This is a genomic window from uncultured Eudoraea sp. (assembly GCF_947490415.1).
Lineage (GTDB): Bacteria > Bacteroidota > Bacteroidia > Flavobacteriales > Flavobacteriaceae > Eudoraea.
Map to the genome: position 1 here is coordinate 56,251 of NZ_CANLGX010000009.1, position 16,924 is coordinate 73,174.

18 protein-coding genes are annotated in these 16,924 nt (G+C 35.6%); 12 read left to right on the plus strand and 6 right to left on the minus strand.

Translation table 11 applies throughout. From position 1 onward, the window contains the following. Positions 1 to 34 precede the first annotated feature (34 nt). The 4 genes from coaD (at position 35) to Q0874_RS16890 (ending at position 4,033) form a co-directional block, all read left to right on the plus strand. The gene (coaD, locus tag Q0874_RS16875) at positions 35 to 490 is read left to right on the plus strand and encodes a pantetheine-phosphate adenylyltransferase (RefSeq protein ID WP_299164709.1); all 456 of its coding nucleotides are present in this window, start codon (positions 35 to 37) and stop codon (positions 488 to 490) included. A 193-nt stretch (positions 491 to 683) separates the two neighbouring features. Next, positions 684 to 3,338 (plus strand): PAS domain S-box protein, encoded by a 2,655-nt coding sequence (locus Q0874_RS16880; protein ID WP_299164711.1) that lies wholly within the window; start codon positions 684 to 686, stop codon positions 3,336 to 3,338. Further along, on the plus strand, positions 3,325 to 3,729 hold the full coding sequence (locus Q0874_RS16885) for a response regulator (protein WP_299164712.1): 405 nt from the start codon (positions 3,325 to 3,327) through the stop codon (positions 3,727 to 3,729). Before Q0874_RS16880 ends, Q0874_RS16885 begins: the two co-directional genes overlap by 14 nt. Before the next feature lie 16 nt (positions 3,730 to 3,745). Continuing rightward, complete coding sequence (locus Q0874_RS16890) at positions 3,746 to 4,033, plus strand: hypothetical protein (protein ID WP_299164713.1); 288 nt, start codon at positions 3,746 to 3,748, stop codon at positions 4,031 to 4,033. 95 nt (positions 4,034 to 4,128) lie between these two features. Here the strand turns inward: Q0874_RS16890 and Q0874_RS16895 are convergent, their stop codons facing one another. Next, complete coding sequence (locus Q0874_RS16895) at positions 4,129 to 4,716, minus strand: NUDIX hydrolase (protein ID WP_299164714.1); 588 nt, start codon at positions 4,714 to 4,716, stop codon at positions 4,129 to 4,131. A gap of 7 nt (positions 4,717 to 4,723) precedes the next feature. Between Q0874_RS16895 and pyrE the strand changes: the two genes are divergently transcribed. Together pyrE and Q0874_RS16905 are read left to right on the plus strand one after the other, a co-directional pair. Beyond that, complete coding sequence (pyrE, locus tag Q0874_RS16900) at positions 4,724 to 5,365, plus strand: orotate phosphoribosyltransferase (protein ID WP_299164715.1); 642 nt, start codon at positions 4,724 to 4,726, stop codon at positions 5,363 to 5,365. A gap of 4 nt (positions 5,366 to 5,369) precedes the next feature. Further along, positions 5,370 to 5,762, plus strand: a complete 393-nt coding sequence (locus Q0874_RS16905; protein ID WP_299164716.1) for an SRPBCC family protein — start codon at positions 5,370 to 5,372, stop codon at positions 5,760 to 5,762. Positions 5,763 to 5,792: 30 nt separating this feature from the next. Here Q0874_RS16905 and Q0874_RS16910 read toward each other — a convergent pair whose 3' ends face one another. After that, the gene (locus Q0874_RS16910; protein ID WP_299164718.1) at positions 5,793 to 6,524 is read right to left on the minus strand and encodes a biotin--[acetyl-CoA-carboxylase] ligase; all 732 of its coding nucleotides are present in this window, start codon (positions 6,522 to 6,524) and stop codon (positions 5,793 to 5,795) included. A 94-nt stretch (positions 6,525 to 6,618) separates the two neighbouring features. On the opposite strand from Q0874_RS16910, the gene rsfS reads away from it, so the two are divergent. From rsfS to Q0874_RS16940, 6 genes are read left to right on the plus strand one after another with little or no spacing between them, the layout of a single operon-like run. After that, entirely contained in the window at positions 6,619 to 6,996 is a 378-nt protein-coding gene (gene rsfS / locus Q0874_RS16915; RefSeq protein WP_299164720.1) for a ribosome silencing factor, read from the plus strand. Positions 6,997 to 7,005: 9 nt separating this feature from the next. After that, complete coding sequence (gene ftsH / locus Q0874_RS16920; RefSeq protein WP_299164721.1) at positions 7,006 to 9,000, plus strand: ATP-dependent zinc metalloprotease FtsH; 1,995 nt, start codon at positions 7,006 to 7,008, stop codon at positions 8,998 to 9,000. Between the two features lie 56 nt (positions 9,001 to 9,056). Beyond that, positions 9,057 to 9,668, plus strand: a complete 612-nt coding sequence (locus Q0874_RS16925) for an LUD domain-containing protein (RefSeq protein ID WP_299164722.1) — start codon at positions 9,057 to 9,059, stop codon at positions 9,666 to 9,668. A gap of 1 nt (position 9,669) precedes the next feature. Continuing rightward, entirely contained in the window at positions 9,670 to 10,473 is an 804-nt protein-coding gene (locus tag Q0874_RS16930) for a phosphatidate cytidylyltransferase (RefSeq protein ID WP_299164723.1), read from the plus strand. Beyond that, complete coding sequence (locus tag Q0874_RS16935; protein ID WP_299164724.1) at positions 10,463 to 11,131, plus strand: phosphatidylserine decarboxylase family protein; 669 nt, start codon at positions 10,463 to 10,465, stop codon at positions 11,129 to 11,131. Before Q0874_RS16930 ends, Q0874_RS16935 begins: the two co-directional genes overlap by 11 nt. Beyond that, on the plus strand, positions 11,121 to 11,387 hold the full coding sequence (locus Q0874_RS16940; protein ID WP_299164726.1) for an acyl-CoA-binding protein: 267 nt from the start codon (positions 11,121 to 11,123) through the stop codon (positions 11,385 to 11,387). The genes Q0874_RS16935 and Q0874_RS16940 overlap by 11 nt, the downstream gene beginning before the upstream one ends. 6 nt (positions 11,388 to 11,393) lie before the next feature. Here Q0874_RS16940 and Q0874_RS16945 read toward each other — a convergent pair whose 3' ends face one another. From Q0874_RS16945 to Q0874_RS16960, 4 genes are all read right to left on the minus strand, one after another. Next, positions 11,394 to 12,161: a creatininase family protein gene (locus tag Q0874_RS16945; protein ID WP_299164728.1), complete on the minus strand. Its 768-nt coding sequence runs from the start codon at positions 12,159 to 12,161 to the stop codon at positions 11,394 to 11,396. A gap of 3 nt (positions 12,162 to 12,164) precedes the next feature. Continuing rightward, positions 12,165 to 13,439: a sterol desaturase family protein gene (locus Q0874_RS16950; RefSeq protein ID WP_299164730.1), complete on the minus strand. Its 1,275-nt coding sequence runs from the start codon at positions 13,437 to 13,439 to the stop codon at positions 12,165 to 12,167. A gap of 94 nt (positions 13,440 to 13,533) precedes the next feature. Beyond that, positions 13,534 to 14,127 carry a hypothetical protein gene (locus Q0874_RS16955; RefSeq protein WP_299164732.1) on the minus strand — a complete coding sequence of 198 codons (594 nt, stop codon included), beginning with the start codon at positions 14,125 to 14,127 and terminating at the stop codon, positions 13,534 to 13,536. 83 nt (positions 14,128 to 14,210) lie between these two features. After that, entirely contained in the window at positions 14,211 to 16,841 is a 2,631-nt protein-coding gene (locus Q0874_RS16960; protein WP_299164734.1) for a valine--tRNA ligase, read from the minus strand. Positions 16,842 to 16,924: the final 83 nt, after the last annotated feature.

Sequence of the window (16,924 nt, forward strand, 5' to 3'; positions counted from 1 at the left end):
TTGAGTACATTTAACTTGTAAACCAAGAAACCTAATGAAGCGTGCTATTTTTCCAGGTTCTTTTGACCCGATTACCCTGGGTCATTCTGATATTATTGAAAGGGGAATATGCCTATTCGATGAACTAATAATAGCGATTGGAATAAATGCTGAAAAAAAATATATGTTCTCTCTGGAAGAACGAATGACCTTTATTTCAGAAGCTTTTAAAGATGAACCAAAGATCAAAATTATGACCTATGAAGGCCTGACAATAGATTTTTGCAAGAAAGTAAATGCAGCATATATTCTTCGCGGTCTTCGTAACCCTGCAGATTTTGAGTTTGAAAAGGCAATAGCTCATACTAATAGAAAGCTTTCAGACATTGAGACAGTTTTTTTGCTTACCGCTTCCGGCAAATCCTTTATCAGTTCATCTATTGTAAGAGATGTAATTAGAAATGGAGGAGATTATAGTGTTTTAGTGCCCAGTACAGTTAAATTATCATGATTTTCATCGATTAGCGCCTCTGTTTATTTTGCTGCGGGCTTTTTCTTTTTTTTTAATTAATGCGTCTAATTTTCTAAAATATTCTAATTTAGTAGGATATTACTTACTTTTAATGTTATTTTATCGTGTACTCTATGTAAAATTGAAGTCACACAACGAGTTTGGACTAGTTCACAACAATCATTGACAATTGATGGAAAATCGGATTACTTTAGTAAGAAATTACGGTAGTATGTTGCATGAAACCCAAACATCTTCTAATGATTACCTTATAAAACAGTTACCAGTTTCAACGGTATTTGTGAATAAAAAATTCAAAATAATACATACTTCAGATAAATGGATTACTTACTTTGATTTTACAAACAGGGATGTAATTGGTTTATCGCTATTTGAACTCTTTGAGGATATCAGCAAATCCTGGAAAAAAGATCTCAATAATGTAATTAAAGGCAAAGCCATGCTTTCTGGCGTAGAAAATTTTTATGATGCTCAAAAAAACGAAAAATGGTTTGAGTATGTAAATGTTCCCTGGTATGATGAGAAGGAAAACATTATTGGCGCCATTATCCAGACAAAAGATATTTCTGATACAATTTTTGATGATATTAAACTGGAAAAGCTTGAAATTTTACTTAGGGATAAATCCGAAATTTCAAAAATTGGAAGTTGGGAGTATGATGCAGTCCAGGACAAACTATCCTGGTGTAATATAACCAAAAGAATTCATGAAGTATCTGAAGATTTTGTGCCGGATATTGAAAGTGGTATAAAATTTTATAAGGAAGGTTATAGCAGGAATACAATAGCCATGGCAGTTGATAGAGCGATGACAAAAGGGATTGCCTGGAATGAAACCTTACAATTGATCACGGCAAAAGGAAAAGAAATCTCTGTTATAGCGGCTGGCAAACCTGTTTTTAAAGATGATAAGTTTTTGGGTGTTATAGGTACGTTCAAAGATATTACGGATGAAGTATTGAAAAAGGTAAAAACAGAAGAACAAGAGCGTATTTTCAGTAGTATTTTTAATTCTTCATATCAGTTTACGGGTATTTTAGATACCGAAGGAACTTTTCTGGAGGTCAACGACACTGCTTTACAATTTTCTGGCCTCAGGCAGGAGGATATAATTAATAAAAAGTTTTGGGACGCGTACTGGTGGCCAATTCCGGATATGGTAAAAGAAGGGTTAAAGCAGGTGATAGCAGCTGCAGCCCAGGGAGAGTTTATGCGGAGTGAGATAGTAGTTCTGGATAAAAACAAACAACCTATTCCTGTAGATTTCAGTTTAAAACCCATTTACAACGAAAATGATAAAGTAGTATCTCTTTTGGCCGAGGGGCGTATGATTAAAGAAATGGTTGAGGCCCGACAGAAGTTGAAAATAAGTGAACAGAAATTTAGGTCCTTATATGAATTGTCTCCAATTGCCTACATACTTAGCGATTTTGAAACCGGAGAGATACTGGATTTTAACAGTTCCTTTGAAACGGCAACAGGCTATAGTAAAGAAGACATGACTAGTTTAAGGTACACGGATATTATACCAGATTCGTCCAAGTATAAATTGACTAATTTCTTAAAGGAAGTTGATTCAATAGGTACCTATGGCCCTTTTGAACATATGTTTGCCAAAAAGGATGGAACGAGTTATCCTGTTTTAATAAGTGGATCATTAGTAGGAAATAAAAAGGGGAGAAAATTACTTTGGTCTACTGCGCAGGACATCTCCGAAGTAAAGAAAAAAGAAAAACAAATAAGGGAAGAACAAAAGCTTTTAAAGACATTAATAGATAATTTACCGCTTAATGTCTATATAAAAGATCTGGAATCCAGGAAAATTTTAGTTAATAAATCAGAATTAATTTATTGTGGGTTTAAGGAAGAATCAGAAGTTTTAGGCAAAAGTGATTATGAGTTTTACGATAAAAAATCTGCCTTAATTTCCAGAGAAGAAGATCAAAGAGTCATCAATAGTTTGATTCCAATTTTGGGAAAAGAAACTATAAGTGTGAAGAAGGATGGAAGTATAACTAAATTTATGACTTCAAAAATTCCACTTATTGGCCCTGATGGTGCAGCCAGCGGTCTGATAGGTATAAGCATGGATATTTCTGATCTTAAACAGAAGGAGCAGGAACTTAGAGACCTCATAAATGTTACTTCTATTCAAAACAAACAATTAATCAATTTTGCTCATATTGTATCGCATAATTTAAGGTCCCATACAGCAAATTTTTCTATGTTACTGGAGTTTCTGGTTGATGAAGAAGATGCGAATGAACAAGAGAATATAATAAAAATGCTTACTGAGGCGTCCGATAACTTATTGGAAACCCTGGACAATCTAAATGAAGTTGTGGCCATTAGCACCAACGTAAATCTAGATAAAAAACCGGTTAATTTAAATAAGAAAATTGCAGCTGCGGAGAAAAATTTAGCAGCATTTCTTAAAAAGAACAATGCAAAAATCATCAATAAAATACCCGATGAAACTTATATAAAAGTAATACCCGCTTATATTGACAGTATAATTATGAACTTTATAACCAATGCTGTAAAGTATAAGGACGATAGCCGTGATCCGGTCATTAAATTAACGGTATCTGAAAATGAAAAATATACTATTTTAAGTATAGAAGATAACGGACTTGGTATTGATTTGAATAAATATGGCGAAAAATTATTTGGAATGTATAAAACTTTCCATGATAATTCAGATGCTCGGGGCATTGGGTTATATATTACCAAAAATCAAGTTGAGGCCATGAATGGGAAGATTATGGCTTGCAGTGAAGTGGGTAAGGGAACGACGTTTAACATATATTTTAATGACAAAGCTTAAATCAATAGCTATTATAGATGATGATCCAATAACCGTATTCGGCATAAAAAGGATACTTAGTGCCTTAAATGTAAGCGAGAACATTAATAGTTATGTCAATGGGAAAGAGGCCATTGATGATTTTAAAAGTATTTTTAAAAATAACGAAGAAGTCCCTGAGGTTATATTTTTGGATATCAATATGCCAATTATGGATGGATGGCAATTTCTTGAGGAATTCATAACATTGCCCATTACACATAAAATAAGAATCAACATTTTAACTTCGTCTATAGATCCCGCCGATAGGGAAAACTGGAAATTCTATATGACCAGGACGCACCACATCATAGATTACAAAAACAAACCCATACAAAAGAAGGAAATTGAAGAGATTACGAAGGCGGCTTAAATTATAAGCCGGAATTTTGTTTAATTGTGATACGGGATTTATCAGAATTTATATTTCCAAACTTCATGAGACGCCTCTTGGTACTTCTTTTATTTTAGAAACTATCGGACTTACCGTTGTAGATTCCTTTTTATTTGGAGTTTTTTTTGATCCTATTTTCCAGCAAAAAGAAGGATTCTCTCCCTATGTATTCGAAAATCTTGCTATAGAAATAATAAAAAATAATGATCGTCTACGCGAAAGTTTTGAATTTAAAAAAGAGACGGATGAAGCATTTAGGCAAAATTCATATGATCAATTGTAATGGATATATACACGCTCAAAATATTATGAAGCATCCCATTTACGATATCCTGTATATCGCATCCCTAAGGATACATTTAATACGGTAAAACAAAACTAATCTGCAAATAGTGATCTTATATTGGTATAAGAATTTTCCAGGGCCTTATGAATTTTCTGTGGTCCTTTCCATTTTACTTTTTCTATACCCTCATTTTTTTGACCAACTAACTTTCCCTTGTAAGCCGTTTTCATAGCATACCAATGCACTTCCTTGAGTTTGTAGATGCCGTTTTTTTTAAAAATATGGTACGTAGTCCGCAGAAAGTTTTCAATCTTTAAACCTTTAACCCCGGTTTCTTCCTCAACTTCTCTGAGTGCACATTCTTCAATAGATTCCCCTTTTTCAAGTTTTCCTTTGGGCAGGTCCCATTTGTCATTCCTGTATATAAAAAGAACTTTACCCTTTTTATTGGTCACCACACCACCTCCGGCAATTTCCATTGGAATTTTTTTTGTAAACTTTTTTAAAATTTCCTCGTGGTTGGGATGATAGATAAATGCTCTGTCCATCTTTTTTTTTGCCAAAGCATCTATGGCGTCATTAATGGCTTCCCCATTTAGCATAAAATATTGACCATTTACGGTATCAGATAGTTTGTTTGTTAAAATCAAAGGGGCATCTTTAACAAAAACTTTATACATTTGTGAAATGGTTTTAGATAAGAACACTGCGGCAAAAACAGCCGAGCTCCTACTGCAAATTAATGCAATTAAGTTGAAACCAGAAAATCCTTTTACATGGGCCTCCGGATGGAAATCTCCAATTTATTGTGACAATAGGATAATCCTGTCTTTTCCTGACATCAGAAATTACATAAGAGAACAAATTGCAAAACAACTTGTCGACTTATATGGGAAGCCAGATATAATTGCCGGTGTGGCTACTGGTGCAATTGGCATTGGGATGCTTGTTGCAGACTATCTGGGGTTGCCTTTTATTTATGTGAGGCCGGAAGCCAAGTCACATGGCAGACAAAATCAAATTGAAGGGCAGTTGTCAGCTAATCAGACTGTTGTAGTTATTGAAGATCTCATAAGCACTGGTAAAAGTAGCCTAAATGCAGTAGAAGCTTTAAAACAAAATGGGGCCGTCGTAAAAGGTATGTTAGCAATTTTTACATACGGTTTTAGTATCTCCGAAGAGAATTTTAAAGCTAAAGAGATAGAACTTCATACGCTTAGCAATTATGAATACCTTATAGAGCAAGCTTCTTCCAGCAAACATATTAAGGAGGACCAATTAAAAACACTAATTGAATGGAGAAATAATCCTTCAACCTGGAAATCATGAAATCATGGAAATACAAACTGAAAAGAAAGCCGTCTCAAAAAACATAAAGGATGTATATGAATTTGTTATAGATCTTAAAAATTTTGAGCAATTAATGCCCGATAGCATTGATAAATTTGAAGTTTTAGACAAAGACACTTTCTTATTTGCTCTTAAAGGGATGCCGCAAATAGTACTCAAAAGAAAAAATCAACAACCTTTTAACCAACTGGTATTAGGAGCTGCCAGTGAAAAGTTACCTTTTACACTTACCGTCGATATCGATTCTAATAACGATAGTGAAACAGAAGTAGGGTTACATTTTGAAGGAGAGTTTAATTCAATGATGGCTATGATGATAAAAACCCCTATTACTAATTTTATGAATGCCTTATCAGATAATTTGAGTAAAATTTAGAACTCATTTACAGAGTCCAACCAAGGCGTTTTAGTGCAACAGTTCCAATTCCTTAAATGCATATTCCTTTAAAATAGAATCTTCCAATTCCACTACTAAATTACCTCCTTTAGAGATTCCACGTATATAGCCTGTAAAAAACTTGGAATCCCGGTCCTTGAAAGTAGACGGTTTGTCCATCCTGAAGAGTAACTTTTCATACTGCTTACGCATAGCAGGAACTTTTCCAGATTCAAAATCATTAAAAAGTATATTGAGATTGAGTACTAAAGATGTGAGCACTTCATCAAGATTAAACGTCTTACCCTTAATTTTTTTTAACGATGATGCTTTTTTTAAATTTCCGAATTCTAGTTGATTGACATTCAATCCAAATCCAATTATAGAAGACTGAATTATATTATTCTTTAAATTATTTTCTATTAGAATACCACATATCTTAAAATTACCTGACAGAATGTCGTTAGGCCATTTAACTCGTAAATTTGGTATAAATAAGTTTTTAAGTGTATTGTAAACTGCTAATGAAGTAATTATATTTAATAAAAATTGTTCTTGAATCTGGTAGTTTTTAAAATACTTTAAAACGCTAAAAGTTAGGTTTTTACCTGCTTCGGATTCCCATTGAGTCCCCATTTGCCCGCGACCATTCAACTGCTGATTTGCACTAACAATTGTAAAATCTTCCAGCTTCTCTGAATGCATTAACTTTTTCAGGTAGGTGTTTGTCGAATCCGTGGCATCAAGTTTGATCCTTTTCATATAGGCGTGTTCGTTTTTGATCTACAATGTTATGTTAAAAACAATAGCTAAGAAAACAAAAAAACAATAACTTTGTACAAATTAAAATTATTGAATGCAGAAAAGGAAAGCGAGTGCAGATGAGTTAATTACCTTAATCTTAGATGGAATAGAAGAAGTTAAAGGACTCGAGATAAATGTACTTGACCTAAGGGAAATAGAGAATACTGTTTGTGACTACTTTATAATTTGTAATGGCACTTCTAATACGCATGTTAATGCGATAGTAAATTCAATCCAAAAAACAGTAAGTAAGGCATTAAAAGACAAACCATGGCATGTTGAAGGATCTGAAAATGCGGAATGGGTATTGTTAGACTATGTAAACGTAGTTGTTCATGTATTTCAAAAGCATATACGAGAATTTTATGACGTGGAGGGGCTTTGGGGAGACGCAAAAGTCACAATGGTAGAAAGTAGTTTTAATCAGTAAAAAAAGACAATGGCAAAAGACAATAATACCCCGCAAAAGAAACCGAGATTCAGCTCTTGGTGGATTTATGGCTTGATTGCAATATTCTTAATTGGTTTCCAATTCTTTAGCAGCGACAATCTGGCCTCAACAAAGAAAACAACTACTTCTGAGCTACAGGAATACCTTAGAAATGGAGATATCACCAAGATATTGATTATTACCAACACCAATCAGGCTAAAGTTTTCCTGTCTGATGAAGCACTTTCCAAGGATGTTCATAAGGATGTGTCTGAAAAGCCTTTGTTTCCTTCAACGGGCTCTATACCCCAATATGTATTGGATTATGGGGATTTGCAAATTTTTCAGAATGAAATAACTGAAATAAAAAAGGAGAGTAACTTAGATACCATAGTAGAATTTGATAAAGAGTCTAATGTCTTTATGGAGTTGTTGTTATCTATTCTGCCATTTGTACTGATTATTGGTATATGGATTTATCTTATGCGCAGAATGTCCGGAGGTGCCGGTGGAGGTGCCGGTGGTCAGATATTTAATATCGGAAAATCCAAGGCAAAATTATTTGATGAAAAAACCGATACCAGAACTTCCTTCAGGGATGTTGCGGGTTTGGAAGGGGCTAAAGAAGAAGTCGAAGAAATAGTGGAATTCTTAAAGTTCCCTGACAAGTATACTTCCTTGGGTGGTAAAATTCCTAAAGGAGCGCTTTTGGTTGGACCTCCCGGTACTGGGAAAACATTACTTGCAAAAGCAGTTGCAGGAGAAGCAAAAGTTCCTTTCTTCTCATTATCCGGTTCAGATTTTGTTGAAATGTTTGTTGGTGTAGGTGCATCAAGGGTTAGGGATCTATTTAAGCAGGCGAAGGACAAATCACCCGCAATTATTTTTATCGATGAAATTGATGCAATAGGACGGGCAAGAGGTAAAAACAATTTCACCGGATCTAATGATGAACGCGAAAATACCTTGAACCAGTTATTAACGGAAATGGATGGTTTTGGCACAAATACCAATGTAATTGTATTGGCTGCTACCAACAGAGCTGATGTATTGGATAAAGCGTTGATGCGTGCCGGTAGATTTGACAGGCAGATTTATGTAGATCTTCCTGATATTCGGGAAAGAAAGGAAATATTTGAAGTACATCTTAGACCAATAAAAACTTCTGAGACACTTGATCTCGATTTTCTGGCCAGACAAACTCCGGGATTTTCGGGAGCAGATATAGCCAACGTCTGTAATGAAGCTGCACTTATTGCAGCCCGTAAAGAAAAAAAGGCAGTTGGCAAACAAGACTTCCTTGATGCGGTAGACAGAATTGTCGGTGGACTTGAAAAAAAGAATAAAATTATTACCCCGGAAGAGAAAAGGACTATTGCCTATCATGAGGCTGGCCATGCAACTGTAAGCTGGATGCTGGAACATGCTGCGCCATTGGTGAAAGTTACAATAGTACCAAGAGGTCAATCTCTGGGTTCAGCATGGTATTTGCCCGAAGAACGCCTTATAGTTCGTCCTGATCAAATGAAAGATGAAATGTGCGCTACTTTGGGAGGCAGGGCCGCTGAAAAAGTGATGTTTGATAAAATATCTACCGGTGCTCTGAGTGATTTGGAAAAAGTAACCAAACAGGCCCGTGCAATGGTAACTATTTATGGACTTAATGACCAAATAGGAAATCTTACCTACTACGACTCATCTGGTCAGAACGAATACGGATTTACCAAGCCATACAGCGAAGAAACTGCCCAGGTAATTGATCAGGAAATTTCTAAGTTAATTGAAGAGCAGTATAGACGAGCTGTTGACGTACTGAAAAAAAATAAAGATAAACTTACAACCTTGGCTGAACGCTTATTGGAAAAAGAAGTTATCTTTAAAGAGGATTTACTTAAAATTTTTGGCAGTCGCCCTTTTGAAAAAGTTTTTGATAAAAAAGGTCAGGAAATAGTTTCTGCTGATACTCTTACTCCTGAAGAATCTGCTGAAGAAAATAATAAGTAATTCTAGGTGTTGCTTTTTTAAGTGATTCGAGCTTTATTTGAAGATTAAATATATCGATGGGTCTATTTGACAAGCTATTTGGTGGTGGTAAAAAGAAAGTTTCCAAAGAAACAGTGGAAACGAGAGGTATGCATATGCCCGACCTAAATATCCCTGTTGATGAGAAGTTTACTATTCATTTTAAAAAGAATGGTGGCAAATTTATTTATTGCGATTCTTTTGATGAAGTTTCAGAAGCTTTAAAAAATATAATTGAGGAAAATCATTGGGAGGAACTTCCTTTCTTTGTAATGAATCCCCGCTTAGAAGAAAAATTTTCTAAAGCCAATTTAAGGTTTACAAATAAAGCAAACGATAGTGAAATTTTCTTTACTACTTGCGAACATTTGGTTGCCCAAAACGGATCTATTTTAGTTTGCTCAAACCAGCTTAAAGAAAAGAAACTTAACGAAGTGCCAGACAATGTTATTGTTTTCGCCACAACCAGTCAGTTAGTAGAAACTATTGGAGAGGGTTTAAAAACAATCAAAAAAAAATACAGACAAGGTATTCCGGCAAATATTACTACTATTAAACATTTTCAAAGTACTGAAGAAAATGCCAATGATTTTCTAACCTACGGTAGCAGTACAAAGCACTTGTACTTATTACTTATGGAAGACCTTTAGTATGAAAGAACTTCTTAGGCGATTATTGACCGGAGCTGTTTATGTAATTCTACTTCTTTCCGCCGTTTTTCTTAGTTCAGATGCATTTGACTTTCTTTTTATGGTTTTTGGTCTGGCTTGTTTGTATGAATATAAAAGATTGGTAGCCCTCAGGGGGTACTATATCTTTATAGCCTATCTAGGGCTGTGGTGGGCTTATATTTATCTTATAGATGATAAAATTTTGATCAATATGCTCATGTTTCTGACTATCATTGTGAACTTTAGTTTGCTTTACTACCTATTTTCTAAAAAGAAAAAAATCTATTATAATTACGAAAAATTTATTGCAGGTCTTTTCTATGTGGGTGGCGGATGTATTTTTTTGACTATGATCCCATATAAGGACAATGAATTTGCTAAATACCTTATTATGGGGATTTTTATATTAATTTGGGTAAATGATTCATTTGCCTATGTTGTAGGCAAGACATTGGGGCGCACAAAGCTATATCCTGCGGTATCACCAAAAAAAACTATTGAAGGTAGCTTGGGAGGGTTGGTTTTCACTTTGGGAGCCGCCTATGTTATGGCAAAATATGAAGATATTGTAAACCCGGCTCAATGGGTTATTCTAGCCGGAGTGATTGTTGTAACGGGGAGTTTGGGAGACCTTATTGAATCTAAACTAAAAAGACAGGCGGGGGTTAAAGATAGTGGCGCCATTTTACCGGGACATGGCGGTATGTTAGATCGCTTGGATAGTCTAATATTTGCTGCCCCATTTGCTTATTTAACTTTAATGTTGTTTTCGTATGTTTCATAGAGAAGGCCAAAAAATTATATTAATAACTTTTTTTAGCGTTGGTATTGCTATTGTATTGGCTCACTTTTATATAGTTGAACCCTGGTTACAGTATACAGTTCAAATTTTAGCTTTAATCATATTAATTCTCATTCTCCAGTTTTTTAGAAATCCAAAGAGAGTTATTAATAAAAATTTTAATGATATACTTGCCCCTGTTGATGGTAAAGTAGTTGCTATAGAGGAAGTAGAAGAGGAAGAATATTTTAAGGATAAACGCATACAAGTTTCCATATTTATGTCACCTACCAATGTGCATATAACGCGGTATCCATCTAGTGGGGTTATTAAATACTCCAAATATCACCCTGGTAAATATCTTGTTGCCTGGCATCCAAAATCAAGTGAAGAAAATGAACGAACAACAGTAGTAATTCATACTCCAAAATTTGGTGATATTCTCTACAGACAAATAGCAGGAGCAATGGCAAGACGTATTGTAAATTATGCAGAGGTAGGAGAAAACGTTCAACAGGGTGAAGATTCGGGCTTTATTAAATTCGGGTCCAGGGTAGATTTATTATTACCATTAAATAGTGCAATCACCGTAAAATTAAACCAGAAAGTTGTCGGTGCCCAAACCTGCATTGCCACAACTCCGCATAAGGATGAAGAGTGATAAATTATATAGCGAATTTTTAGAAGCTGTGCAGCTGGTAAATGACTATAAGAAGCCTTTACCTGCAGACTTATTATTAAAGCTGTATGCTTATTACAAAATTGCTAATAAAAACTATAATAATCCTGGAAGTAAGACCCCATTAATAAATGCATTTAAGGCCAATGCCTTGATTCAGGCACAGAATATTGATCGTAAAGAAGCTATGGACCTATATGTAAATTTGGTTCAAAAGGAGATCGTTAACAAAAAATAAGGACTATTATTCATATAGATCTTTGCAATCGGCTTTGCATAAATCATAAATTAGATTTCCTATTTTTAAAGATATATCTTCAAAGAATCGCCTGCCTTTTTCCTGGGTTGCAAGTTCCGGATTCCCAACTCCGGTATCCTCACTTATTTCTGACCATTTTCGCTCTGCCCATACCCAACCCTCTGTAAATGCTTTGATCTTAAAACTTTTAGATTTACCAGTGCCCCATTTATTTTTTGGCAATACAAGTTCAGGTTTAAGATATAACATAAGACTTGTCTCCATTTCTTCTGCATGATCACCTTCATTTTCAAAATAATCTGACCTCTTCATGGTCTGAAACCAATTGGAGAAGCAAATAAACATATCCGGATATTTTAATCCTAATTCTCTAACCAAGGGCTTAAAATTATTTCCACCATGGCTATTAAAGATCAGAAGTTTGTATATCCCCTGACGATTAAGGGTCTCTATTATATCCTTTAAGATGGCCAGTTGAGTCGTGGGATTAAGGTTTATATCAAGATATATATCAGATTGCCCTGTATTTACACCAAACGGAATTGTTGGCAAAACAATGGGCTTTGCACCCTTTTCCCATGCAATTTTTGCAGCAGCAGCGGCAATATAATCAGCCTCATAAATATCTGTGGCATATGGTAAATGATAGTTATGTGCTTCTGTAGCTCCCCAAGGCAGTATAGCCAGTTCAAAATCGGCATCCTTGATGGTTTCCCAGTTAGATTCAGCAAGTATGTATGGCCTTATACCCATAATTTATTTTTTTAAAACCGCTTTGGCAGTTAATGATTCTTTTTCCATATAGGTAAAATAAATACCTCCAATAATTGTAATAACAAAATACATCGCAACAAGATAACCTCCTCCTGTTATCTGGGCATTAATACCAAACCAATCTCCTGTTCTGAAAACGAGAAAAAGTCCAAGTACTCCTCGACATAGTTCTATCCAAACAGCAATTTTACTTCTATCCATAAGCGTAGTATAGCCATATATTCCCATAAACACAAAGGCTCCAAATAAAAGCAGGCCATTAAAGCCAATTTCCGAATAGTTATAAAACATAAAGAGTAACAATATTAAAGTAGCTAACATTTGAAAAATTACATACCCTTTAAAAGCAAAAGAAGCCTTTGTCTGATACCGTTTAAAATGATATACATCTTGAATAATACTTATCGGATAATTCTCTTTAACATCAGCCGGCCGCCACCCTGTAGGCATAAACCAAATTCTTACTTTATCCCAATAGTTCTCCGTACGCCAGGCATCTTTAATTAAGCGCCAAATATGCTGAAAATTAATAAGTAGCGGATTCCAGGTACGAGCTGGTTTCAAAACTCCATATTGGGGAGGTACCTCTGCCAGTTCTTCCTGAAATGTACCAAACAAACGGTCCCAAATGCATAATACCTGACCCAGGTTTTTATCAATATATTCCGGATTAATTGCATGATGAACCCGATGTTGAGACGGTGTAACAATTATATATTCTAACCAGCCCATTTTCCTTATGTGTTGTGTGTGATACCAAAATTGAGCAAAAAGATGGATGGGTGCCAGAATTGCAATAACCTTTGTTGGAACCCCAAGAATTGCCGCAGGAATCAAAAATAGAGGGAAATAGCCTATCAAATTAGAAACTGACTGTCGCAAGGCGCATGCTAAATTAAATTCTTCACTGCTGTGGTGAATAACATGTTGATTCCAAAAAAAGTTAATGTGATGGCTTAGGCGGTGATTCCAATAGCCCGCAAAATCGATAACAATAAAGGCAACACCCCATACTAACCAGCTGGCTTTGATTTCTGTTAATGCAAGGTGCTCCAATAAATAAGGATAACTTACAATTATGATCCCCAAACCAAGGGAATCCTTCAAAATATTAGTAAGGCCGGAACTAATACTACTTACAGTATCCAGAACCTTGTGTTTTTGATTTTTAACAAAGTATCCGTAGAGTATTTCTATACCCAATAAAAAAATAAAAAAAGGAATGGCATAAAGGAGAGCAGTTGCGTAAGATTCCATTTAAAAAATATGCTTCAATCAAAGATAGAAAAATTCATCAATTAGAGGTAATGTGTAAATCAAAGTTCCTTAGTAAAACTGATTAGTGCCTATACTAGTTGAAAGGACCAACCATGATATGGGCCCTGTGAGTTCCGGGATCCATAAGCCATGGCATTCCGGGTGCATGGGGTTTACTGGGAAGCCCTGTGGATTCTGTTGTAGCAAAAGGGGTGTAAATAACATATCGAAACTTTCCGTCTTTTAGATCGCCTGTAGATTTATCATAATTTTCATCAGTTCCATAAAATATGTACATCATGCTAGGTTCTTCTGGCATTTTTATTTTCCCTGAAGCTATTTCTTCACCTCTAATCTCCCGTTTTTCCTTAAAGTTTTTACCCTGAGCAGTCAGTTCTCGCCCCCTGGCCATAAAAGGTTCGAGTTTCTTAGAATAACAGCTGACACTTATACCTTCTTTTGCGGGATCATCACAAAGGCACACCAGGTTGTTGCTGCCTTCGCGTAATACAACCAATTTGCCTTGTTTGTCATAGCCATATACCATGGCACCCATCCTGTCCTCTTCCGGAGCAGGTAGGACCGCGGTAGTTATTTGAATTTCTGCTGGCAATATTTCTAATTGGCCCTCTTGAGCCCCCAGGGAAATAATATATAGAAAGAAAAATGCTATTAGTATTGGTCTCATTTGAATGTACTTTGTTTAAAGATAAACATCATCTGGTTAATCCTCAAATAATGACATTATATACTTCAAATAAATTATCATCATTACTCCAAACTACTCAAGCTTTTTTCCAAGGTTTCAATTTTAGCCTCCGCGTCCTTTGCCTTCTTTTTTTCCATGGCCACCACTTTTTCCGGGGCATTATTAACAAACCGATCATTAGCCAGTTTTTTATTAACTGATTGTAAAAAGCCTTTGGTATACGACAGTTCTTCCCGGATCTTCTTTATTTCGGCATCTATATCAAGTGTGCCTGTAACAGGTATAAAATATTCATTACTTCTAACCCTAAATGACAATGCACCATCTACAGCTGTGAGCACAGTTTTGATTTTCTCCACATTAGCCAGTTTTTTGATGACCACATCCCAATCTTCGGATATTCCTTCTTTATTTAGAACCGAAAGTTCCAGAGTTTCTTTTAAAGGGATATTCTTCTCTTTGCGAATATTGCGAATACCAGATATTACCTCCGCGGCTAAATCAAATGCCTTAATTTGTTCAGGATCATAACTTTCCATTTCCGGCCAGGTAGCAATAACAAGGGCCTCAGATGGTTTACGTTCTGAGATACGCTGCCATATTTCTTCAGATAGAAATGGCATAAATGGGTGTAGAAGTTTTAAATTATTCTCAAAAATAGATATGATCGCAGTGTAACTTTTCCTATCAATTGGTTGCTGATAGGCCGGTTTTACAATTTCCAGCAGCCATGAGCAAAAATCATCCCAAACCAATTTGTAAATTGTCATTAATGCTTCTGATATACGGTATTTAGCAAAATGGTCCTCTATCTCCACAAGCACCTGATTAAATCTGGCGGTATACCATTCTATTCCTTTTAACGAGTACTCAGGTTGTGGTAGTTCGGCAATTTCCCATCCTTGAACAAGACGAAAGGCATTCCATATTTTATTGGCGAAGTTTTTTCCCTGCTGGCACAAAGCTTCATCAAATAAAAGATCGTTCCCGGCTGCAGAACTTAGTAATAAGCCAACTCGTACAGCATCTGCCCCGAATTCTGAAATTAATTTAAGTGCATCAGGTGAATTTCCAAGAGATTTAGACATTTTACGCCTTTCTTTGTCGCGAACCAAACCGGTTAGATAAACATTATCAAATGGTTTTTCTCCTCTAAATTCATAACCAGCAATAATCATTCTGGCCACCCAAAAAAACAAAATATCGGGTGCGGTAACCAAATCACTTGTAGGATAATAATAATTAACTTCTTTGTTATCTGGTTCCAAAATTCCACCAAAAACACTAATTGGCCAGAGCCAGGAAGAAAACCAGGTATCCAATACATCTTCATCTTGTTTCAAATCTCCTTCAGTCAGCCCAATATTTCCAGATTTATCCCGTGCTTTTACCAGAGCATCCTCCCTTGATTCTGCAACAACAAAATCATTTTCGCCATCGCCATAGTAATAAGCGGGTATACGTTGTCCCCACCAAAGTTGCCTGGAAATATTCCAATCGCGAATATTCTCCATCCAATGGCGATATGTGTTTTCAAACTTTCTTGGAAAAAATTTCACTTCCCTGGTTTCCAGTACAGCAGTTAAAGCCGGCTTTGCTAAATTTTCCATTCTAAGAAACCACTGATCTGAAAGTCTTGGTTCTATAACTACTTTTGTACGTTCTGAAGTACCAACTTTATTTACATAAGGTTCCACCTTTGTTAAAACACCTTTTTCTTTTAATTCCTTAACAATGGCTTTACGTGCTATAAACCTGTCCATACCTTCGAAATGCATTCCGAAAGAATTTAATGATGCATCTTCATTAAAAATATCTATAGTTTCAAGTTGATGCTTTTCACCGAGAAGCTTGTCATTTTCGTCATGTGCAGGTGTAACTTTTAGACAACCAGTTCCAAACTCCATTGTAACATATTCATCTTCAATTATTGGAATAGCCCTATTGCATATGGGAACAATTGCCTTTTTACCTCTCAAATTGCTATAACGTTCATCGTTTGGATTGATACAAATAGCAGTATCGCCGAGAATGGTTTCAGGACGCGTGGTGGCTATGGTAACTTTATCATCAGAACCTTCAATGGAATATGCGAGGTAATATAATTCGCCATTTCGCTCTTCATAAATTACTTCCTCATCTGATAGTGTGGTTTTTGCTTCAGGATCCCAATTCACCATGCGATATCCGCGATAGATCAAACCTTTATTAAATAATTCAATAAAAACTTTAATTACAGATGCAGACATGTCTTCATCCATTGTAAATTTTGTGCGATCCCAATCACATGAACAACCCAATTTTTTAAGCTGTTCTAGAATTACACCTCCATATTCGTGAGTCCATTCCCAGGCATGAACCAAGAATTCTTCCCTTGAAATATCTTTTTTATCTATTCCCTGCTCCTTTAGTTTAGCTACCACTTTTGCCTCTGTTGCTATAGACGCGTGGTCTGTTCCGGGAACCCAGCATGCATTCAGACCAAGTAGGCGCGCTCTTCTTATAAGCACATCCTGAATAGTATTATTCAACATATGCCCCATATGGAGAATCCCAGTGACATTAGGTGGCGGTATAACAATGGTATAGGGCTTACGACTATCGGGTGTTGAATGAAAATAATTATTGGCCATCCAATAGTTATACCAATGGTCTTCTATTATCTGAGGCTCATATTTTGAGGGAATATCCATAATTTCGGTACAGTTTTTGTTATATCAATACCGGTATCAAAAAATGATTATCACTAAAAATGTTAAACTTGCGATAATCATTT

What these genes read in the sequence shown, in the direction of transcription:
- coaD (WP_299164709.1), top strand. Translation starts at nt 35, where the DNA reads ATGAAGCGTGCTATTTTTCCAGGTTCTTTTGACCCGATTACCCTGGGT.
- Q0874_RS16880 (WP_299164711.1), top strand. Translation starts at nt 684, where the DNA reads ATGGAAAATCGGATTACTTTAGTAAGAAATTACGGTAGTATGTTGCAT.
- Q0874_RS16885 (WP_299164712.1), top strand. Translation starts at nt 3,325, where the DNA reads ATGACAAAGCTTAAATCAATAGCTATTATAGATGATGATCCAATAACC.
- Q0874_RS16895 (WP_299164714.1), bottom strand. Translation starts at nt 4,716, where the DNA reads ATGTATAAAGTTTTTGTTAAAGATGCCCCTTTGATTTTAACAAACAAA.
- pyrE (WP_299164715.1), top strand. Translation starts at nt 4,724, where the DNA reads ATGGTTTTAGATAAGAACACTGCGGCAAAAACAGCCGAGCTCCTACTG.
- Q0874_RS16905 (WP_299164716.1), top strand. Translation starts at nt 5,370, where the DNA reads ATGGAAATACAAACTGAAAAGAAAGCCGTCTCAAAAAACATAAAGGAT.
- Q0874_RS16910 (WP_299164718.1), bottom strand. Translation starts at nt 6,524, where the DNA reads ATGAAAAGGATCAAACTTGATGCCACGGATTCGACAAACACCTACCTG.
- rsfS (WP_299164720.1), top strand. Translation starts at nt 6,619, where the DNA reads ATGCAGAAAAGGAAAGCGAGTGCAGATGAGTTAATTACCTTAATCTTA.
- ftsH (WP_299164721.1), top strand. Translation starts at nt 7,006, where the DNA reads ATGGCAAAAGACAATAATACCCCGCAAAAGAAACCGAGATTCAGCTCT.
- Q0874_RS16925 (WP_299164722.1), top strand. Translation starts at nt 9,057, where the DNA reads ATGGGTCTATTTGACAAGCTATTTGGTGGTGGTAAAAAGAAAGTTTCC.
- Q0874_RS16930 (WP_299164723.1), top strand. Translation starts at nt 9,670, where the DNA reads ATGAAAGAACTTCTTAGGCGATTATTGACCGGAGCTGTTTATGTAATT.
- Q0874_RS16935 (WP_299164724.1), top strand. Translation starts at nt 10,463, where the DNA reads ATGTTTCATAGAGAAGGCCAAAAAATTATATTAATAACTTTTTTTAGC.
- Q0874_RS16940 (WP_299164726.1), top strand. Translation starts at nt 11,121, where the DNA reads ATGAAGAGTGATAAATTATATAGCGAATTTTTAGAAGCTGTGCAGCTG.
- Q0874_RS16945 (WP_299164728.1), bottom strand. Translation starts at nt 12,161, where the DNA reads ATGGGTATAAGGCCATACATACTTGCTGAATCTAACTGGGAAACCATC.
- Q0874_RS16950 (WP_299164730.1), bottom strand. Translation starts at nt 13,439, where the DNA reads ATGGAATCTTACGCAACTGCTCTCCTTTATGCCATTCCTTTTTTTATT.
- Q0874_RS16955 (WP_299164732.1), bottom strand. Translation starts at nt 14,127, where the DNA reads ATGAGACCAATACTAATAGCATTTTTCTTTCTATATATTATTTCCCTG.
- Q0874_RS16960 (WP_299164734.1), bottom strand. Translation starts at nt 16,841, where the DNA reads ATGGATATTCCCTCAAAATATGAGCCTCAGATAATAGAAGACCATTGG.